At 36.4% G+C, this 20,235-nt stretch carries 19 protein-coding genes; 4 read left to right on the top strand and 15 right to left on the bottom strand.

The features are described from left to right. Positions 1-48: 48 nt before the first annotated feature. The 4 genes from MWU32_RS01115 to MWU32_RS01100 all read right to left on the bottom strand — a co-directional run bounded on the left by MWU32_RS01115 (position 49) and on the right by MWU32_RS01100 (position 3,338). Positions 49-666: a hypothetical protein gene (locus tag MWU32_RS01115; RefSeq protein ID WP_246936999.1), complete on the bottom strand. Its 618-nt coding sequence runs from the start codon at positions 664-666 to the stop codon at positions 49-51. A gap of 68 nt (positions 667-734) precedes the next feature. Next, on the bottom strand, positions 735-1,901 hold the full coding sequence (hemW, locus tag MWU32_RS01110; RefSeq protein WP_246936997.1) for a radical SAM family heme chaperone HemW: 1,167 nt from the start codon (positions 1,899-1,901) through the stop codon (positions 735-737). A 186-nt stretch (positions 1,902-2,087) separates the two neighbouring features. Then, complete coding sequence (gene ruvC, locus MWU32_RS01105) at positions 2,088-2,696, bottom strand: crossover junction endodeoxyribonuclease RuvC (RefSeq protein ID WP_246936995.1); 609 nt, start codon at positions 2,694-2,696, stop codon at positions 2,088-2,090. Next, positions 2,697-3,338, bottom strand: coding sequence for a porin family protein (locus MWU32_RS01100; protein WP_246936993.1), 642 nt, complete (start codon positions 3,336-3,338; stop codon positions 2,697-2,699). A gap of 27 nt (positions 3,339-3,365) precedes the next feature. On the opposite strand from MWU32_RS01100, the gene MWU32_RS01095 reads away from it, so the two are divergent. The 3 genes from MWU32_RS01095 to MWU32_RS01085 are packed head-to-tail and all read left to right on the top strand — an operon-like array spanning position 3,366 to position 6,393. Next, complete coding sequence (locus tag MWU32_RS01095) at positions 3,366-4,334, top strand: lysylphosphatidylglycerol synthase domain-containing protein (protein ID WP_246936990.1); 969 nt, start codon at positions 3,366-3,368, stop codon at positions 4,332-4,334. Continuing rightward, the gene (locus MWU32_RS01090) at positions 4,331-5,464 is read left to right on the top strand and encodes a glycosyltransferase family 2 protein (RefSeq protein ID WP_246936988.1); all 1,134 of its coding nucleotides are present in this window, start codon (positions 4,331-4,333) and stop codon (positions 5,462-5,464) included. The genes MWU32_RS01095 and MWU32_RS01090 overlap by 4 nt, the downstream gene beginning before the upstream one ends. Before the next feature lie 50 nt (positions 5,465-5,514). Further along, positions 5,515-6,393, top strand: a complete 879-nt coding sequence (locus tag MWU32_RS01085) for an outer membrane beta-barrel protein (RefSeq protein ID WP_246936986.1) — start codon at positions 5,515-5,517, stop codon at positions 6,391-6,393. Here MWU32_RS01085 and MWU32_RS01080 read toward each other — a convergent pair. The 10 genes from MWU32_RS01080 to MWU32_RS01035 form a co-directional block, all read right to left on the bottom strand. Next, positions 6,390-6,797: a hypothetical protein gene (locus MWU32_RS01080; protein WP_246936983.1), complete on the bottom strand. Its 408-nt coding sequence runs from the start codon at positions 6,795-6,797 to the stop codon at positions 6,390-6,392. The genes MWU32_RS01085 and MWU32_RS01080 overlap by 4 nt on opposite strands. Before the next feature lie 333 nt (positions 6,798-7,130). Then, on the bottom strand, positions 7,131-8,267 hold the full coding sequence (locus MWU32_RS01075) for a tetratricopeptide repeat protein (protein ID WP_246936981.1): 1,137 nt from the start codon (positions 8,265-8,267) through the stop codon (positions 7,131-7,133). Positions 8,268-8,274: 7 nt separating this feature from the next. Further along, complete coding sequence (locus MWU32_RS01070) at positions 8,275-8,829, bottom strand: hypothetical protein (protein ID WP_246936979.1); 555 nt, start codon at positions 8,827-8,829, stop codon at positions 8,275-8,277. A gap of 7 nt (positions 8,830-8,836) precedes the next feature. Then, the gene (locus MWU32_RS01065) at positions 8,837-11,617 is read right to left on the bottom strand and encodes a M56 family metallopeptidase (protein WP_246936978.1); all 2,781 of its coding nucleotides are present in this window, start codon (positions 11,615-11,617) and stop codon (positions 8,837-8,839) included. A 2-nt stretch (positions 11,618-11,619) separates the two neighbouring features. Then, a complete protein-coding gene (locus MWU32_RS01060) occupies positions 11,620-11,982 on the bottom strand; it encodes a BlaI/MecI/CopY family transcriptional regulator (RefSeq protein WP_246936976.1) in 363 nt (120 codons plus the stop codon). Between the two features lie 663 nt (positions 11,983-12,645). Then, positions 12,646-13,314: a response regulator gene (locus tag MWU32_RS01055; RefSeq protein WP_246936974.1), complete on the bottom strand. Its 669-nt coding sequence runs from the start codon at positions 13,312-13,314 to the stop codon at positions 12,646-12,648. Between the two features lie 5 nt (positions 13,315-13,319). Continuing rightward, positions 13,320-15,224 (bottom strand): tetratricopeptide repeat-containing sensor histidine kinase, encoded by a 1,905-nt coding sequence (locus tag MWU32_RS01050; RefSeq protein WP_246936971.1) that lies wholly within the window; start codon positions 15,222-15,224, stop codon positions 13,320-13,322. A 259-nt stretch (positions 15,225-15,483) separates the two neighbouring features. Further along, positions 15,484-15,657 (bottom strand): hypothetical protein, encoded by a 174-nt coding sequence (locus tag MWU32_RS01045; RefSeq protein ID WP_246936968.1) that lies wholly within the window; start codon positions 15,655-15,657, stop codon positions 15,484-15,486. A gap of 887 nt (positions 15,658-16,544) precedes the next feature. Next, positions 16,545-17,795, bottom strand: coding sequence for a type II toxin-antitoxin system HipA family toxin (locus MWU32_RS01040; RefSeq protein ID WP_246936966.1), 1,251 nt, complete (start codon positions 17,793-17,795; stop codon positions 16,545-16,547). A gap of 51 nt (positions 17,796-17,846) precedes the next feature. Then, positions 17,847-18,134, bottom strand: coding sequence for a helix-turn-helix domain-containing protein (locus tag MWU32_RS01035; protein ID WP_246936962.1), 288 nt, complete (start codon positions 18,132-18,134; stop codon positions 17,847-17,849). A gap of 506 nt (positions 18,135-18,640) precedes the next feature. On the opposite strand from MWU32_RS01035, the gene MWU32_RS01030 reads away from it, so the two are divergent. Beyond that, complete coding sequence (locus tag MWU32_RS01030) at positions 18,641-18,928, top strand: GNAT family N-acetyltransferase (protein WP_246936959.1); 288 nt, start codon at positions 18,641-18,643, stop codon at positions 18,926-18,928. Between the two features lie 260 nt (positions 18,929-19,188). Here the strand turns inward: MWU32_RS01030 and MWU32_RS01025 are convergent, their stop codons facing one another. Further along, positions 19,189-20,055, bottom strand: a complete 867-nt coding sequence (locus MWU32_RS01025; RefSeq protein ID WP_246936956.1) for a hypothetical protein — start codon at positions 20,053-20,055, stop codon at positions 19,189-19,191. Between the last annotated feature and the right edge of the window lie 180 nt (positions 20,056-20,235).

Genomic DNA, 20,235 nt, shown 5'->3' with positions numbered 1-20,235 from the left:
CTTGAAACCCTCAGAGAGCTGGATTTGAAGCTCAGATAGGGTTTAAAATCACTCCAAAATTAAGGATTTAATATCTTCAAAATCTTGATTCCTGGAATGATATATTTGAAAGTTCGGCAAATCGTCAGACAGCTCAATGACATCATTTTTTAATATATAAGTTGGTTTAGAGGATAGGATTGAATGGTAAGAAGACCATTTATAATCTGGAATTGTATCCACTAATCGGTTATAAACAGGATTATTATGGATATAAAAAATCAATTTTATAAGGTACTCCTGAGAAGATACTAACTTTCTTCTGAAAGGTTCTTCAAACACACCTCCGGTTCGGTCATACTTTTTATTTGCAGCTTGTGTGTAAGCATTGAACAGATGTGAAAATTGCTTTGACGGATTAACTTTTTCTATGTTTATTCTAATGTTCGTAGAATAATTTAGTTGTTCTATCTTGATTTCATCAAGTTCTTTAATCCCTATTAAAAAATGAAAATGGTTTTTTAGTAAGCACCAACAATAAGTATCTGCTACAGGATAAATATACTTTAGGTAAAGTGAGAGAAAATATCTGTAATTTTCTTCGTCAAAGAAAATAGCATCACCATTGTTTCCCCTATTATAAATATGGTAATAATGACCGAATTCTATTTTATCTAATGACGCCATAATATTTGAAACTGTCCTTTAACTCTCTCAGGGTTTGAAACCCTGAGAGAGTTTCGAGATAGTTATCTTTAATTCAACATAAATAAATCAGAAGCAATACCATCACTCAAAAATTTACCTTTTTTTGTGACCAGCAATTTGCCATCCTCAAGATACAATAATTGTTCAATGATATGTTTTTGGGATTGCTCCAAAAGATAGATTTTATATTTTTCTCCGAATTCTTCTTCTATCTTTTCTAAGGAAACACCCCAAATGGTTCGTAATCCAGTCATCACATATTCATTGTATTTATCCGTGACAGATAGAGTTTCAGTTTCAATTGGAATAACGTTTTTCTGTAAAGAATTAATGTATTTAGAATTGTTCCGCACGTTCCATCCCCGATGTTTCCCATCAAAGGAATGTGCCGATGGCCCTATGCCCAAATACGGTTTACCTTGCCAATAGGCCGAATTGTTTCTGCTGAAATACCCAGGTTGTCCAAAATTGGAAAGTTCGTAATGTATAAAGCCCGCTCTTTCAAGCTTCTCAATCATGATATGAAATTGCTCTTGTGCCAAATCATCATCCACATTTTTAATAATGCCTTTTTTAATAAAACTAGCCAAAGCGGTTTTAGGCTCTACGGTCAATGCATAACTTGAAATATGGGGAATATTAAAAGCCAAGGCGGTGTCTATATTTTGAATCCAGCGTTCGTTGCTCATTCCCGGAATGCCGTAAATTAAGTCGATTGAAATATTATCGAAGTACTTTATGGCTTCTTCCAAACATTTTTTTGCTTCTTCTGAATTGTGTGCGCGATTCATCAGTTTCAAGTCTTCCTCAAAAAAGGATTGGATGCCTATGGAAAGTCGGTTGATACCGATGGTTTTGTAATCTTTAAAAATTGTTGGAGGAAGCCCTTCAACTGCGCTCAGTGCGACCGAATTACTACTAAGATCATCTGGATTGGCTTCTATCGTAATTTCTGGATTTTCAGAAATCTCATAGTTTTTGTAAACTTCATCGATCAAAAATCTTAACTCATCAATCGATAATAAACTTGGGGTGCCACCACCAAAATAGATGGTTTCTACTTTTTGGTTTTTGAATTCATCTTTTCGCAATACCAATTCTTTTGCCAAGGCATTAACCAATTCATCTTTTTTCTTTAATGAGGTCGAAAAATGGAAGTCGCAGTAGTGACAGGCTTGTTTGCAAAATGGGATGTGGATGTAGATGCCAGACATGATAACGATTTACGAATTACGAAAATAAAAAAGCTATTTCACAAAGGTGCACAAAGACCCACGAAGTTTCACAAAGGACTTAATAAGTTAAATAAAGACCACCACTTGAAAACTGAGACTGAGACGGCCAATGCTGATGGCCAACTGCCGAATGCCAACTGCCGACTGCCAACTGCCGACTGCCAACTACTTTTTCTTCGTTCTCAAGTCAATAATCGGATTATTTTTTGGACCTCCTTTTGTAGCCGGTGAACTGCTACTATTCTGCTTCACAAAAGCCGCCCAACCCGTATAACTTTTACCAATTTCAATCTTACCTGAATTATAAAAATGACAAACCGCAGCGGCCAATCCATCTGTGGCGTCGAGGTTTTTTGGTAATGTCTTTAGTCCCAATAAACTTTGAAGCATCTTGGCCACTTGTTCTTTGCTTGCATTTCCGTTACCGGTGATGGCCATTTTTATTTTTTTTGGAGAATATTCGGTAATCGGAATCTCCCTGCTTAAACCTGCTGCCATGGCGACGCCTTGCGCACGTCCCAACTTCAGCATACTTTGCACATTCTTTCCAAAAAAAGGCGCTTCAATAGCTATTTCATCCGGATGATGGGTATCAATGAGTTCAATAGTGCGTTCAAAAATGAGTTTGAGCTTAAGGTAGTGGTCATCGTATTTTTTGAGATCGAGTTCGTTTAATTGTAAAAATAACATGTTTTTCCCAACCACTTTTATAAGTCCAAAACCCATAATCGTAGTGCCGGGATCGATTCCTAAAATAATTTTTTCTTTTATCATTTAATAACAATAATGGCATCCGCTCAACGATATGGATACCCCAAAAGCAACATACGCTAAATCACCGTTAAATGAAAATCCGTCTGTGGCCACATTATATTTATCACTTCCCGAAAGAGAATAAGCATAGCCTCCATCAACAAAAATTGATACGGATCTGGACAATCTGTAATGCACTTCCAATCCGCCTAAAACATTCACATAGGTATAGGTATTATTTGCATATGCACCCAATGGCTTAGTCATACTTACTCCCGGACCTGCGTGGGCCACAACACCAATTGGCGGGGGTAAAAAGGCTAATAAATCTTTGAAATCATAAACCGCTTGAACATTGATTCGGGTATAATTCATTTTATATGGCAGCGATCCGTTATGCGCAGCAGCTCTATTATATCCCAAGTCAAGTTTCGCTCCTAACACATTAGAAAACATATGTTGTACCCCTAAATTAATGGTCGGAAAATTGACCTGCTTAGAATAATAGCCTTCAGCTCCTCCACGGTCAACGGGGTTGTTAAGCCCTAAAGCGAGCTGTAGTTTCCATTTTTCAACATCCTTTTGGGCCATGCTCAAAGAGCTGGTCAAAAGTGTTAAAAGTAAAAGCCAACTTAAGTTTTGTGTTTTTAAATAAAGCGTCATAAGCTAATTATCATTTAATTTGTGACTATGTTAACCGCGATCTCCCACAAAACTAAACAATTCTTACTTGTACTTATAAAATTAAGCCTTGTTGTTGCGGCATTTTACTTTATATACTCCAAATTATTTCAAAATAAGAATTTAAGTTTTGTCGAATTTATCCATAATCTGATCAATTATAGTTCTTTTTCAACGAATATTGTGGTTGTTTTAGTGTTTTTAAGTATTCTTAATTGGTTTTTTGAAATCAATAAATGGCAGGCTTTGGTAAGTTCCGTAACCGAAATTTCATGGATTGAAGCCAAATCACAAAGTTTGGGAGCACTTACCGCTTCGTTATTGACCCCAAACCGTATTGGTGATTATGGCGCAAAAGCAATGTATTACCTCCCTCAATATCGCAAAAAAATAATGTTTCTGAACTTACTCGGAAATTGTGCACAAATGGGCATCACTACTATTTTCGGAACGGTTGGATTGATATACTTTGCACATCACCATCAACCTCAATTAGACTATTACGGGATCCTAATTTGGCTTACTGGGATTGGAATCATAGGCTTTCTATCGATTTGGACCTTAAAAACGACGTGGTTGAATAAGCAGGCAAAAACACTTTATAGACTATTTGGTTTTTTGACGCGTATTTCTAATATAATTATCTTCAAAGTAGTTCTGTATTCTTTAGTGCGCTACCTAATTTTTTCCTTTCAGTTTTACTACCTCTTGGCCTTATTTGGGATTGATATGAGCTATTTTGAAGCCATGGCTGCCATTGCAAGCATGTATGTTTTATCGTCAATTATTCCTTCTATTTTCATTTTTGATGTGATTATTAAGGGTGGTGTTGCGGTGTATGTATTCGGACTTATTGGCGTTTCAGAGTCTATTGTGCTGTCCATCATCACCTTCATGTGGATTTTGAATTTTGTACTTCCAAGCATCATTGGCAGCTACCATGTGCTTAGGTTTAAACTTCCTAAAACCGCCTCATGATTATTATCTGCATTGGTATTACCTTAATTTACGTTATCCTCATCATGGGTTTCAGCTTGGGCTTTGACCGTATTAAAACTTTTGAGTTGGGCCAGATGAAACCACTAACACGTTTTAGCGTTATCATTCCGTTTAGGAATGAGGAAAAAATGCTTCCTGCACTTTTGGCATCTATTGCAGCTTTGAATTATCCAAAGGATTATTTCGAAATTATTTTTGTGGATGACGATTCTGAAGACCTATCAGTTCATTTGATCAATTCGATCTTGACCATTCCCGAAAGTACTCCAATGGACTTCAGGGTGATTAAAAATATAATAATTAGCAATTCACCAAAGAAAGATGCCATTAATTTGGCCATTTCAAAAGCTAAATATGATTGGATTGTAACGACAGATGCCGATTGTGTACTGCCAAAATATTGGTTGGAGAGCTTTGATGAATTCATTCAAGAACAACAGCCCGATTTCATTGTAGCACCAATAACTTACGCCAACTGCAAAGGATTTTTACATAACTTCCAACTTTTGGATGTTTTGAGTTTGCAAGGTGCAACCATTGGAGGTTTCGGCATAAAAAAACCATTTTTATGCAATGGCGCTAATTTGGCTTATAAAAAAGAACTTTTTAAAATACTGAACGGCTTTCAAGGTAATTCAGAAATTGCAAGTGGGGATGATGTGTTTTTACTTGAAAAGGCCACAGCCCAAAATGCCAGCAAGGTACATTATTTAAAATGCCAAGAGGCTATCGTTTACACTTCAGCATTAAACTCATGGGCCGATTTGATTCAACAACGCGTGCGTTGGGCGGCCAAATCGACTGTTTATAAAAATTATTTTGGAAGGCTCGTGGGGCTGATCGTTTTAAGTCAAAACGCGCTTTTGGTCGGCTTAATAGTGTTGTCTTTAACTGGTGTTTTAAAACCTCAGCCACTATTATATATTTTCATCATAAAATTCGGCATTGATCTTTCATTAATATCTAAAGCAACCCATTTCTTTAATCAAAGAATTCATTTAAAACATCTTTTATTATCTTCCCTTTGCTATCCTTTCTTTGGTGTTTATGTAACGCTTTTATCTGTATTTAAGGACTTTAGATGGAAAGAGAGAAGCTATAAAAAATAGTGCTACTATCATTTCTTTTTGTAGATTTACAATCATCCAACTCCTGTTTTATGAAAAAATCAATTCTAATTGCAATTTTTTTATTCAGCTCCACTTTGACTATTGCCCAAGAAACCTATACTATTGATGGTCAATCTGTTCAATTAAAAACTGCCGTTACAGGTCCATTAGGCTTACTTTGGACTATTATTGATGATGAATATCGTTACTTTATAAAAACTCAGGATCATCAATTGGTGGAATTGATCAACACTAAAAATGCAAACCATGTCTATCAGGAAGAATATAAATCGACCTTAAAGGAACTTACAGACAACACCATAGATGCTTCCAAGGTCAAATTGAGCTTGCCAAGTTTAGCACGTTTTATAGACCGCTACAATAACTTTGTCAACCCGGATTATGTATCCATGCATTCCAGTTTTAACCCCGATATCCGCTTGGGTGTTTTTGGAGGCATCACCAACAGTCCGTATGTAAGCAATCCTAAGAATGAAATATCGACTGTGGTTGGTGCGGAGATTGAAATGCTTGGAGGTGCAAACAGTAGACATTCGGGCTATTTTCAATTGCGACATGTGGCGGAAAAAGATGAATTCAAATATAAAACGACAGAGCTTTCCCTAGGCTACCGGTATCGGTTTTTTCAGAAACCGGGATTTAGTTTATACGGCGATGCTAAGTTTGCAACGCTGAATTTCACCAAGGCAACCGTTACCTATATAGACGATAATAACGTTACCAACACAGAACATATTGATGAGACGGCATTTGATATTCCGCTTATTATCGGATTGGGTGCTGACGTCAAATTAAGCAATATCATCTATGCGAATCTGAGCTACAACCAAATTTTTGCCATCTTTTTTAAAAACCAAGGCAACTTTTCCTCGGACATCACCCTTGGACTCAAATTTAGAGTCAATTAGTTAATGTTGACAATGACCGGTAAACTAAACTCAGTAGCCACCTGTTGGCTGCGTTTAATCGCAGGATAAATTTTTGGAAGTGAGTCAAAACTATGCCTCAAAATGCTGTCCAGCTGTGGAATTTGAGCATTGGTTACCGAATCCATATCAATGTTTTGAATGGAAAACCGTCCAGTCTTATCAATATGAATTTTTAATAGTACGGTATCCGAAACATCTTCAGTCACCACAATTTTTTGGTTTTCTAAATGCGACATGAGCAAATCATGAAGGTAGTTTTCAAAACAATCCCTTTTTTCTTTGGTGGTAGTGGCCGCTTCACAATCAGAGAAGGTTGGATACTCATCCACATCATTCCAGTTGATGGCTTGAATCTCTTCTTCCAAAAGTTGTTCGGGGGACACCTTTTTGGATTGAAAATAATCACAAGAGCACAGTAGGATAAAAAAAACAAGTATTAATGGCTTCATTTCATAGTGTACTGAAGCTGAAAAGTACAATTTTTTTAGAGAATAAATTCACTCGAAGTCGTTCTGTTCATTATTTTATTTCCACCAATGGTTTTTAATACCCGCCACTGGTGGCAATCGAAAAATCATTTTCGTTTCAGCATCATCTCTTATACAAAAACTTAACCTCAAGGAAGGCAAGGTTTTAAAAAGCAAATAAAATTAAGCATTGCGATTTTAGCGTAGCCCCTTGCGACCTTTGCGCTAGAAAATATTGCATTACGATGGTTATTCAGATTTCATAAATTTCTGGTCCTTAAGTTCTTTCAAACGTCCATTGGCAAAAGGAATATATACGCTTTTGGGAAATTTCTCCTTAAACACTTCATATGCCTTAATTTTGGAATCCCTATCGGCGTAGTATTCGTCCTTTGTCCGCACCAAAAAGAACTGTGCCGTCTCATCCTGTGGATCCTCCTTAATGGCAGATTGAAGGGCCGCAATGGCTTCCTTATACTTTCCTTGGCGATTTAAGACGGCGGCCAATTTGGTGTATTCGACGTTCAATGGTTGATCCATAATGAACAAAGCCTCAGAAATCCACTTTTCCGCAGATGCATAATCATTAATAGTTTCGTACAATTGTCCCAAAATATATAGATTGGTTGCGTTTTTTGGATCAAAATTCACGGCTTGAGTCGCATGGACAATCGCCTTTTCATACAAGGTTTGTTGGGCATGGCAGAAACTTAATTTTTCATGGATAAACTGAGAGTTTTCACCCAAAGCCAATAATTTCTCAAACCATAGTGAAGCTTCTTTATAATCCTCTTTCCAATAATAATTAAGTGCTTTCAAGTTGATCAACTCCGCATTGTTGGCATAACTCTCCAAACCCGTATTGATGTAGTGAAGGGATGCTTCATGCTTTCGTTTCACTAGAAAATACCTGCCTATTTTAGCAATTGCTTTTTGGTGGGTATGATCAAGCTCATAAGCCGAATGAAATCTTTTCATCGCGGTGGAATCGCCCTGTTTTTCAAATACCAGACCCAACTCGTAATGGTAATTTGGGTTTCTATAATCGAGATATACCAATTCACTCAACAACACCGCCGCATCATTAAGCTTCTTGCTTCTGGACAGTAATTTGGCGTAATCATATTTAATGAGCGCATCCTCAGGAAAAGCATTGAGCGCAAGATCATAGTTTTTTAAGGCCAAGTCAAAGTTACCAAGCGCCAGATAAGCTTTGGCCATCTTTTCATAGACCAGGTCTTGCTGCTCATAGGCTTTATACGCCTCAATAGCTTTTGAGTAATTGCCATGCGCATACAAGCTGTCTGCTCGTTTTAAGAGCATGTTCTGCGCTTGCATGGACCATGTGAGCAATGAAATTATTAAAACGGTACAGAATTTAATCATGAGGGCTTTAATGGGTATTGGGCATCATCTTTTTAGTGGTTTTGCCATCAGTAATGTTTAAATGGGTAAAATATGGGTCTCGATTCAGTAAAATAATTAAGCCATCATAACGTTTTTGTTCGGCCTTTGTGAATTGACCAAAATCATCCACCACCAGTTTTAAAATGCCATCTTGGGTACTGTTCTCCCAGTGTTCCTTAGCTTTATCAGTTCTTCTGTAATCAACATAGTCCTGATAGGTCTTTTGATGTTTCAGTTTTTTGGCCATTTCAAAATCGCTCACCGCATCACTTCCATTTTCCATTTTCATGGCCAACATTTTATCTGCGACATAATTCATATGGACCACAAATCGGTAATATGCTTCACGAGACATCATATATTCATCGGTTTCCATTATAAATTTTTCAAAAATCAATGGCGGGGTAGCACCTCTATGTTCCATATCCAATAGCTCTTTTTGCAGGGTGAATTGAAGTTGCTCATCGGACATATTTTCGTAATCTATATACTGGGCAAAAGCATTTAAAGAAAAAAGAATAAACAGAAAGAATTTCGCCATAGTCCAACTATTCGTTCACATTAAAAATGATAGGAAGACTGTAAGAAACTGTTACTGCTTTACCTCTTTGCTTCCCAGGAAGCATTTTTGGCAAAATGCCAATCACTCTAACGGCTTCCTTTTCCAATTCAGGATGTTTGGCTCTGGCTCTAATGTTTGAAATCCTACCGTCAGTACCAATTTTAAAAATGACGTTCATGCGTTGTGTTCCAGTCAAACCTAATTCTTTGGCCAGTTTTGTATTGAAGTTTTTATTAACAAAAGAGGCGATTTTATCCGAAGTACATTGTTTAAGATCTTCATTTGAATCTAAACTTTCACAAGATGGAAATACAGGCACCTCATCTACGACGGCATACGGGATTTCCGTCAAACCAAGTATTTTGTTTTGCTCATTGGCCTCGAGGGTTTTAAGATATTCCTGTTCTGACTGATCTGTGCTCTCCTTACTTGTATCTGGAGCATCATCTTGAACCTGAAACAAAATTGGTAAGCTATAAGGTACCGTTACGGTTTTTCCCCGTTGTTTCCCTGGCGTAAAATCCGGCATGGATTGAATGACCCTAACGGCCTCTGCTTCCAACCCTGGATGTGACGCTCTTGCCCTCACATTTCTAACTTTTCCGTCCTCACCAATTTTGAATATGACGTTGATGCGCTGTCTGCCAGTCAATCCTAAAGCAGTTGCTAAATCCACGTTGAAATTTTTATTGACAAACTGCGACACCTTATCTGAGGTACATCGTTTTGCATCATCCTTGGATCCCGACGCTTCACATCCTTCAAACAATGGCACTTCTTCAATTACGGCATAAGGCACTTCAATCTGATCGTCTGTATTTTGATCGCGTGTTTCAACGACTTCTTTAATGTCATCTGCGTCACCTGCAATTTTCTTTTCCGCTTTTTCAGCATTAACATCATCACCCTGAACCTGAAACAAAATGGGTAAGCTATAAGGTACGGTAACGGTTTTTCCTTTTTGTTTACCAGGCGTAAAATCTGGCATTGATTGAATCACCCTAACGGCCTCCGCTTCTAAAGCAGGATGCGGCGCTCTTGCCATAACGTCCCTAATCTTTCCGTCCTTATCAATTTTAAAAATGACGTTGATGCGCTGTCTTCCTTTAAGGTTATTTTCTGTAGCAATATCTATATTGAAATTCGTATTGACAAACTGGGCAACCTTATCAGAGGTACATCTTTTATCATCATCCTTAGATCCAGAGGCTTCACAACCTTCAAACAAAGGCACTTCCTCAATCACAGCAAATGGTACTTCGATATCATAGGATTCAAAATCTTCCTTTTCCCCTTCCTTATTCTTTTTAACAAAATCCAATGAAGTAGTTATTTTACCATCGGTCATTACCAAAGTGTGATAAAAATCATCCTTTTTTATTATATCGATTAACTTCTCTTTTCTTTTCTTTTCAGCTTCTGTTAAATCTCTCATATCATCCACTACCAAACGCCACGCACCCATTGGTGCCTTACTTTCCCAGCTTTGTTTAGCTAAATCAGTTTTCTTATAGTCAAGATATTCTTCGTAAGTACTATATGTATTTATTGGATTCATCAATTGATCACTTTCCCCATCCTTCAATTCGCCTGCAGCCTTCTTTTTATCTCTTATTTTCATCAACATGTACTTCCTAAAAGCTATATTTTTGGCCAAATCGATTTCGCTTTGAATGTATGAACCTGTATTTTTACCATATCTATTATATGCTTCACCCATTTTATTGTCATTGGTAGACATTTCAATAATCTCATTATAATATTTGTCCACCAATTCCTTAAAGGTTAATTCTTGATCCAACGCTTCATTTTGAAACACTGGAAAAGGATCTCTAATTATACTCGCATAAGACGACGTATACATCAACATCCCCATAACCATAGGCACCAATAAGGCGTACTTAATGAGACGGATTTGTTTTGATCTTGATTTGCTTAACATGACGATTCGTTTTTTGATCTGCCCGTTATGGAATGTAAATTGTTTTCCAAATACGTTCAGGCGGGTTAATGATTGTTTGAAAAATGGATTGATGAATGAAATGTGCTGGGTCTCAAAAACCTGAGACAATAGACTTTGATAATAGGCCGATTTGCCTTTGTACTTTACGGCTTTTGCATCGGCGATGAACTCGTGCAAATTGGAAAGCTTGTTTTGGTATATATAAATTAGCGGATTGAACCAAAACACAATGCGCAGCATTTCGAAAACCAATAAATCCCAACTGTGTTTTTCTTTAACATGCACCATTTCATGCTGTAGGATATGTTCTTTCTTTTCCGCTGAAATATTAGTTCCCAAAAAGATATAGTGGAAAAAAGAAAAGGCTGCACTACTGTTCAACAAAAACACAATCAGGGCATCTCCTTGCCAACGTCGCGGATTTTTATAAAGCAGTCTACCTATCTTAACAATTTTATACGTTAAGAGAAGCGTCGCCAATATTATTCCAGCTATCCAAACATAAGTCCAAGAAAAACTTGCCGCCTGTTCTGTTACTTGTTCGGATCCCATTATTATAACAGCGTTATCAAAGGTTGGCGAAACGTCTCCAATGATCACCTCTGGCAATCGGACAACCATAGGTTCTGGAACAATCGCCTTGATGCTTTCAAATTTTAAAAATGGCAAGATAAATGACAAACACGCCGTACCGATCAAATACGCACGATTCCAATTAAAAAAGGTTTCATTTTTTAAAAACACATCGTAAATGATCAAAAAGAACACTTGAAACGCAACGGTCTGTAGAATATAGTGTAACATAATTAGTCCTCGTTTTTGTTAATTTCCTTTAAAATGGATTCCATATCCTTTAAGCTCAAGTCATTTTTCTTGACAAAAAATGAGACCATACTTTTAAACGAGCCTTGAAAATAATCGTTCACCAACATATTGATGCTCTGATTGCTGTATTCCGATTTGGTCAACAACGGAAAATAGATATGGCCCTTGCCCTTTTTTTCATAGTCCACAAAACCTTTGCTTTCCAAAATGCGCACAATGGTTGATACCGTATTATAGGCCGGTTTCGGTTTTGGCAATTCTTCAATAATTTGTTTGACATTGGCTTTTTGCAGTTGCCATAACACCTGCATAATCTCTTCTTCGGCTTTGGTAAGTTGTTTCATAATAACTTCCTGCGAAGGCAGGAATCTTTTAGTTAAACGTGATTTTCATTAAGATTGAGCAGATTATAATTTTGCAATCCACCAACTTAACGATGCTAATATAACTAAAATATTAGTTCAAACTAATCTTTTAGTTAATAAATTTATAAACATATTTTGGAAATCGGGATTTTCTGTTGAAAATCTCAGGGAAGTCATGAATTATCAATCGGAAAAATAATTTTTATTCTGAATGTTCAGGAGGGCTAATCCAGATATCTCTGGCGATCAAAACCCAATGCGCCTTCGGCTTTTTACAACCTGAATAATAGCATAGAACTTAGAGATCTCGCCAATCCCGCTAGCTATCGGGACAACCAACAAAACCCAATGCGCTTCGCTTTTGCATTTTGCCTGCCTGTCGGCAGACAGGGGTTTCACTAAAAAAACCTAAAAGCTTTCCAGACGGTCAACTATTAGGTTTTTACTTTTTTTGCTATTAATTCAACAAATTACTTAGAGGGATTAATTAATTATTGTTGACATTCAAATATAGAAAACAGCAATGACATTTTGTTACGGAAAAACCGTAAACTTGATGCGGAAAAACCGTAGTATCTAGGTGCAGCAAGGGTTTAGAGAATTCTAAAAAGTCAACAAAAACAGAAGTTTTAACACTTTTAATTATATAAAACCCTTTTTTCTAGCTTTTTCAATGAGTGTTTCATCCTTTCCATCCTCTACGGAGAACAAAAGTTTGAGTTGCTTCTTCCGCTTTTCAATAGCGCTCATAGATAAATTGATATGTTCTCTTAAAGAAATGGTCCTAATGCCCTGTGACAAAAGATGTAGAATTTTCCGATTGATTTCATCAACATAAATATCTGTGGTAACCGATTTTTTCAAAAAATTACTAACGGTACTACTATAATAAGGTGGTGAGGATAAAATATGCTGAAAAGCCTCAGCCAATTCACTCGAGGTCATATCACTCTTGATCAAAAATCCGTCAGGGTTGATTTGTTTGATAATACTATGCACCCTATAAGATTCGTTGAACATTGTTAAGATCACAATTTTGGCATTGGGCATGATATCTCGGGTCATTTTTGCGAGATCCTCTCCAGATGTCAATTTACCATCGGCAGAACTGGGCAGGCTAATATCAAAAAAACAGATATCATATGGCTTTTCATTAGCAGCTCGCTGCAATAAATGACAGGCGGTGTCACAGTCATTCGCCGTATCTATTCGTAAAATTTGATTGTCTTTCTTGGATGCCATCAAGGTATTTTGGTAGCCTTCAATGATGATAGGATGGTCATCCACCATTAATATATGAATGTGTTGCATTGGTTTTAGGGTGTATAGGGGATTTTCACTTTTATGGTTGTGCCTTGATTAACTTTTGAATGGAATGCTACTGTTCCATTAAGTTCTTCGACTCTAGCATTGATATTTTTTAAACCGATGCCTTTTTTACTCTTATTGGTATCAAAGCCAATACCGTCATCAATAATTAGCAAGCAAATTACTGTTTTTTTTAATTGAAAGCTAATTTTAACCGTCTTTGCATTAGCGTGCTTATAAATGTTTTGGAGCGATTCCTGTACCATTCGATAAACATTTATCTTGGTTTTATTGGCCACCACATCCCAGTTGATATCATCGGTATAGTTAAATTCATAATCCAGGCGATACGCTTCACATTGTTTCTCTATCAACTCTTTTAAAATATCCATAAACCCCGAGCCTGCTACAAAATCTATGCTCAGATCGTGGGAAATCTTCCGAATGTCATTTTCAATGTTCTGCAGTTCAGAAATATATTTTGATCTCACCTGAACCGCTTCCTTTCCTTCATTTAAATTATAGCTGTCCAAGCTCAATCGCGTGCCAAAAAGCCTTCCTAAAACACCGTCATGCAATTCCTGCGAAATGCGCTTCTTTTCCTCAGCTCTCGCATTATCAACCTTGTCTTGTTGTGATAACATTAAATTATAAATTTCTTCGTTCGCGGCCTGCTGATCTTGTTTGAATTTTAAAGCTTTGTTTTTGTTGCGCTGGGTAAAAATAATATACACCAAGATGGAGGCCACCAACAACACAATGGAACTAATGGTCCACCACATTTTCGCTGCGGCAATCCGTTGATTCTCCAACTCTATTTGATCCGTCTCAAACTCAATACGAGCGAACTTATTTCTGATGCCTCGTTCATAAGCTAAAAGACTATCACTTAATTTGATATGCTCTTTTAAATACACTTTCCCTTCCTCTCCAGGTTTTAATTCAGAGAGCAGGATCATCGATTCTAAAAGGATGTCGTTAGACGAAATGTCATTTGCCAATTGGTAAGATTCTTCGGCATATTTTAACGCTTTGTCTTTCAGGCCACGAGTTTTGTAAAAGTTTGAAAGATCGATAGTCACATTGAGCATATTGAGAGGATCGTTGAGACTGTCTGAAATAAAATATGCCCTTTCAAACATCTGTTCCAAGCGTTCAAAATTGTCACTCCCATTCAAGAACCTTGCGTAGGCCACATTATCCAATACCAAGGCATAAAAATTAGGCTCTAGATCGAATAGGTCTTTATGGTCTAAAATACCTTCATAAATGGTCAATGCCTTTTTATAATCGCCTATTTCCTTATATACATGCCCCATATTGTTTTCTGAAGACAGCTGTAATATGATGCCCTCTTTCATGCTTTTGGCAATCAACAAAGCTTTCTCATGATACTCAAGCGCTCTATCGTAAATTTTGATAATTCTTGCTCCTGTACCAAGCCTGGTATAGAGCAGCCATAGACTTTCCTTCATATATTCGTCCATAGGAAGATGTTCAGCCAATTTTATGGCTTTGATGGCACTTTCTTCACTACCTATATAATCTTTTTCTACTCCCTGGATTTCAGAAATGTTTATTAATATGTCTACCTGACGTGAGGTAAGTTCTAATTGTTCAGAAATCTTATACGCATTAGAATAATAGTAATAAGCACTGTCATTTTGAACCCTATTTTGATGATGGTACCAACCCAAATTATGGTTGGCAATCGCCATGGCCAAAGAATCCTGGATTGATTTTGAAAGCTTTAATGTTTTGAAGTTAATTCTTTTAAACTCATCGAAATCACCGGTATAGATGCAAAGCAAAGAATAATTATGATTTGCCTTAATGGTAACAGAATCAACCTTCAATGCATTGGCATATTCCACGGCCTTTTTTGCATAGGCAAATTGGTCCTCTAGAGACAACTTATTGCTTTTACTAAGGGTTTGAAATTTTAAGATACTATCGTACTCGGGCGACTCCAATTTTTTTTGGGAATAAGCACATGATCCGAAAAAAAACAAAAGAGCAATTAGAAAATTTAACCTGAACACGTTGGAATATTTTTTTTGAATGCTTCCAAATTTATAATAATTTATTCAATCTCTACCGTTTAATTTACACCAACGCCAAAAGCTCTTATTAATTAAAATAAGAGCTTTATTCTTTATGTATGAAAAAATATTATCCTTGTTGAGGAATTCGTATCCCATTTCTGGAATGTGCAAGCAAGTCAAATTGCGTTTTTGATTGTTCGTACTTATTTGCTTCCGTTTTAGTTTGAGAAGGGGCTTTTTCAGTTTGGCTAGATACTGTTAAGAATAATGCTAATAATAAAGTAACTTTTAAAGTTTTCATTTAATTACAATTTAGGGATTATATACTATTTTAGTTAATTAATAATTGGGCATAAAAATGCCATTCGAGGGAGGAATGGATTATTAATTTCTGAGCACAAGTGCTCTAGTATTGCAATTTCATGTCGAGGGAAGTAAGGACATGCAATAACACCTTGTAAAAAAATGGATTAAGATAGTCTTGAAATAAGTTGGTTAGGGCTTACTTAAGAGCATCAAAGATATTATAAAAAAGTTATTAACAAAATTATTAAGGGATAAAAGTCAAAAAAATCCGATGAAACGCACAATATGTTGGCTATTCATCCTTAAAAAGCAAGAAAGAGAAAAATCCCACAACTTTTTGACTTGATTCTTGATCCGGTTTTCTGAAGAATTTCTAAACCACCCCAAAACAAAAAAGCATCCCGATTCTGTTAAAAACAGAAAAGGAAAGCTTCTCATCGGAATACCAGATTGCTCCGGTAATCACTACGTTCCGCCCTAACTTTCATCAGGATAGCGGAAACAACACAACATCTTCTTGCTCCCATGAGGATGGGAATCATGCCAAAAAAAGCTCCAAATTTCTTTAGAGCTTCTTAGCATTATGCGGTCTGGACGGGACTCGAACTTAGTCCGTTTATCACAGCCTATATCAGAACTCTTGTAAAATCTCTTTGTCTATGTTGACGATTTGTGACCTTTTTACCGTTGGTTATGACACAATTTGATTTCGTCTGGTGCAAAAGTACTAAATAGAATCAATTAACAACACTTAATATTAATAAAAATTTCTAAAGATTTTCTTGAAAATTCATTGTCAGTTTGACTAAGGCATAATCTTCTAAGTGGTTTACAATTCTGTTACATAAACAAGTCTAATATTTTATACTTACACTTCCATACCTAAATATTAAAAGCTTTGCCCATTAACTGTTGTTCGCTCTTTGAAATGCCAATTTTATCAGCTAATTCTTCCCAATCCGTAACAGCCCCTATAACATCAAATAATATGACGCTCATTTGTTCATCTGTCAATCGAAAAAAATCACCAACGCTAAATGCCAAATCATAATCCAAGGCGTTGTTATCCATGTCGATATTGAGTGCCAAGCCATCTTTATCTATAGATGGATTTAAATCATAGGCAGGAGATAATATCCAACCTTGACTTGTCAATATAAACCCATGATTACGAAGGTGGTCGTCTGTATTTGAAATTGCAATATTAAATACTATTCTACGCCACAATTGCTCCAAATTTTCGTTGACCATGGCCCCATTGGTTTGAATAAACTCTGCCAACTCAAGATAACTTGCTGTGTGATCTCTGATTGTATCTTCATTGTTTCCTGTCATGGTCATGGCCGAAGCGAAATGAATGCGTTCTCCATTTTCTCGGTCAAAACGTTTTGTGAAAAATGTATGGAAAGAACCAGATATTTTTTCTATTCGTGAAGGAGCCATGTGGACTCCAGCTTTTAATGCCAATTGGTATGCCAAGTATTCCCAAGCGGCCTTATCTGTGGTATCATTTTTAGATGGGAATTTAGCAATCCATAAGTCTCCTTTTTCATCAAGAATATTCGCTTTAGGCCTTGCCCCTCCCAACGAGGATCCAGGAGCCATTAAAATTGCCAGCCATTTTTTTACCTCCTCATTATTACCATCATTTTCAAAGTTTTGGGCTGCATCTTGTAGCTCTCGGATGGATGACCATGGAGGTGTAGATGTCAGCTTGTTATTGTCCAAAAACGGACCATCAGGATCTGTTTTGAAACGCAATGCCCCCATACGACTTTCATCAAATACGCCCAACAAATAGTCTATATCGTATAATGTTCTCGCTCTTTCGCCTGTTTCACTTGCCAATTGTGCTTGTTTACGCTTCATCAAGGTTCTTCCCCAAGTATCCGGCATACTATCCAAGAACACCCCAAAGTTCTCTTTATTGGTTGGATATTGTGGCCCGCTATAGAATTGTATATCAGGATCAAGAACCAATTGTTTTTTAGATTTCAGCCAGTCTTTATTGTACTCAAAACTAAAGGCCTTTTTGCCTTTGGCATGCAGTGCCGAAAGCACCCCGATTAATTGAGGTTCTTGCATCCCCTTCCAGTGTGCGTAAATATATATATCTATTTTTCCTATTGCCATTTGCAGTTTATTTCACCGGATTACTTACTTATTTGGAATTACAGCAATGAGCTAAAGGAGGTCAAGATCTTGGAGCTTCCTTCCAAATTCATCATCAGCTGCAAGCTTCAAAAAATCCTCCTGAAGACCCAGCACACGCAATACATTAAAATATGCACCTATAGCTACACTCGGAGCACCAGACTCAATTAGGTATAGTGTACTTCTTACAATATCTGCTCTTTCAGATACTTGTTGCTGTGTAAGCTTTCTTCTTTTACGCGCCAATTTTATATTCTCACCCATATGCTTGAGAATATCTATATGTTTAGGGAATAGTATTTGTTTTTTCTTAGCCAAAACTAATAGCGTTTGTTATTTCAAACAAATATAGCATTTATGATTGAAATAACAATCACAAAAAAACTATAAAATTAGATAAGAACATTTTTGATTTGTCATTTCCTACAGAATATGATATAACAATTTTCATTCATGGCATAGGAACAGCCTAAGGTTGCAATTGATAAAATAAAATGATATTTTTATACTCCCCAAAAAACAGGAGTGTCATGATCAACAACAGACCCAAAGGGATTAAAATAGATCCTCTCAGATTGCAACAGAACACAGCTAAGTCAGAACATAGAATAACACCACCGAAGAAACCCAAGGATACGAAGTAGAATGACAATGGGCAGTCTTATTGATTCGCGGTGCTAATGTTAATCGTGAATGAGAGAGGAATATGCAATCAGATTCCATGTCAGTCAACTTTACCACTTCTCATTAAAACAAATCGCAATATAAGATGTGCAATCTTTTGTTAAATAATTCCCCATACAAGATTTAATACTTCCTTTACTATGGAATACCAAAATCCACAATTAATTGACAACATCGAATTGAAGCGATTTGAGATGCAATTCGATAACAATCTCATCCATATAAGTTATAAGAAAACCAAAAATACTATAGAACTTTTTCATAGTGAGTCCTGCAATGAGACCATTGGCTCAGAACAAAAAGACAAGCTTATCTCATCCGTCTTGAACCATATTAAAATACATGAACTGAAGTTGATTCCAAGTTGTCCTTATGTGGCACTCTATATCATGAAAAATGTTGAATGGAAAGAATATGTTAAAGACTGAAATTTTAATGTTATGGCTCTATTAGCTTTCATAAATCAGCGCCTTCACTTTCTTTAAGTAATTAGTTCGTAGAACAAGAACTTGGTCCTATGTTTTCTGTAATAATGGAGCCTCAAAACGCAATAACCTTAACTTTGAGCCAACCAAAATATGACAGACAATCTGATTGGCTACAAATGAAACCCCTTAAAACGGCTTTAAAAAGTTCAGATCCTGAAATTTTATGGGGTTGTGCAATGGTTACCGGTGTTGCCTACAGTCTATTTCACGATAATTCCATCTCCAACCTCAAAATAATTTACTATTACTCCATATTCCATAGTTGCACCTTCTGCTAATTTCATCATACTGTTAATTGTGAATGGTCCTTTAAGGTTTTTCATATCTGTTCTGCCATCCTTAAAGTGAATATGAAATGGATACTGAAGTAAACCTCGAATTTTACAAATGACAATATCCTCTTGTGGTAAAAAATTTAATAGTTCATAAATCCTGTTGTTTGGAAGAATTGTTTGATATTCTCTTATAAAACTTTCTAAAGAATGAGCTTTATACTCAACACTTAACCTAACATTTTTATCATCGTCTCTGAATTTTACCATCTTCATTGCTGGCGGGCTTTCAATATCCTGTAAAGATGTAGAAATTAACCAGTCATTATTTCTCATTGTAAATAGTAAATTTCCATCTTTATCTTTAATGTTGAGATTTATCATGATGTGACCATCCTCGTCAAATTCAATCCATACAAGTTTTTCCTCTTTTTTCAAATGTATTTTGGTCGCACCCAAAAAGTAATTTCCTCCTATGTCGAATAGTATGTTATCTCTCTTCCAAGTTATTTCTCCTCCTAAAATGTCGTCATTAGATAAGAAAGGATTTTCTTTTAAATTATCTAACTGCTCATTTGTAAATGCACCATTATCAGCTGATTTATGATGATGTAAACAAAGCGCAATCATTCCTTCTATATTATGATGTTTTTCAACGTGCCAAGGCGGATTGTAATGGTGATAACTTAAAAATGGACTACCACAAGATTTAACTGGACACCCATAATTGACTTCTTTTCGTAAAGTTCGTCTTACACCAGCTGGAATGTTCCTTGAAAGTTCTTTAGCACTCATTTTTTTCAAATTGTAGGTAACGTGTTTGTGTCCAGTAGGAAAAGGGAGTTTCACCCTTCCCTATCACACCCACTGTACGGGCAGGGAACCGTACATGATAGTCTCCCATCATACGGCTCTTCTAATTTAATCTACAAATATAAGCTCATCCTCTTTCAAGTTGGCAAATCGTATTTTAAA

It is taken from the genome of Gelidibacter sp. F63206 (assembly GCF_023015735.1).
This window is presented reverse-complemented; position numbering and strand designations above follow the sequence as displayed.

Coding starts and splice junctions, on each gene's coding strand:
- MWU32_RS01040 (WP_246936966.1), bottom strand. CDS start 17,795: ATGGCAATAGGAAAAATAGATATATATATTTACGCACACTGGAAGGGG.
- MWU32_RS01055 (WP_246936974.1), bottom strand. CDS start 13,314: ATGCAACACATTCATATATTAATGGTGGATGACCATCCTATCATCATT.
- MWU32_RS01065 (WP_246936978.1), bottom strand. CDS start 11,617: ATGTTACACTATATTCTACAGACCGTTGCGTTTCAAGTGTTCTTTTTG.
- MWU32_RS01045 (WP_246936968.1), bottom strand. CDS start 15,657: ATGAAAACTTTAAAAGTTACTTTATTATTAGCATTATTCTTAACAGTA.
- MWU32_RS01095 (WP_246936990.1), top strand. CDS start 3,366: ATGTTAACCGCGATCTCCCACAAAACTAAACAATTCTTACTTGTACTT.
- hemW (WP_246936997.1), bottom strand. CDS start 1,901: ATGTCTGGCATCTACATCCACATCCCATTTTGCAAACAAGCCTGTCAC.
- MWU32_RS01100 (WP_246936993.1), bottom strand. CDS start 3,338: ATGACGCTTTATTTAAAAACACAAAACTTAAGTTGGCTTTTACTTTTA.
- MWU32_RS01075 (WP_246936981.1), bottom strand. CDS start 8,267: ATGATTAAATTCTGTACCGTTTTAATAATTTCATTGCTCACATGGTCC.
- MWU32_RS01060 (WP_246936976.1), bottom strand. CDS start 11,982: ATGAAACAACTTACCAAAGCCGAAGAAGAGATTATGCAGGTGTTATGG.
- MWU32_RS01070 (WP_246936979.1), bottom strand. CDS start 8,829: ATGGCGAAATTCTTTCTGTTTATTCTTTTTTCTTTAAATGCTTTTGCC.
- MWU32_RS01085 (WP_246936986.1), top strand. CDS start 5,515: ATGAAAAAATCAATTCTAATTGCAATTTTTTTATTCAGCTCCACTTTG.
- MWU32_RS01090 (WP_246936988.1), top strand. CDS start 4,331: ATGATTATTATCTGCATTGGTATTACCTTAATTTACGTTATCCTCATC.
- MWU32_RS01115 (WP_246936999.1), bottom strand. CDS start 666: ATGGCGTCATTAGATAAAATAGAATTCGGTCATTATTACCATATTTAT.
- ruvC (WP_246936995.1), bottom strand. CDS start 2,696: ATGATAAAAGAAAAAATTATTTTAGGAATCGATCCCGGCACTACGATT.
- MWU32_RS01025 (WP_246936956.1), bottom strand. CDS start 20,055: ATGAGTGCTAAAGAACTTTCAAGGAACATTCCAGCTGGTGTAAGACGA.
- MWU32_RS01030 (WP_246936959.1), top strand. CDS start 18,641: ATGGAATACCAAAATCCACAATTAATTGACAACATCGAATTGAAGCGA.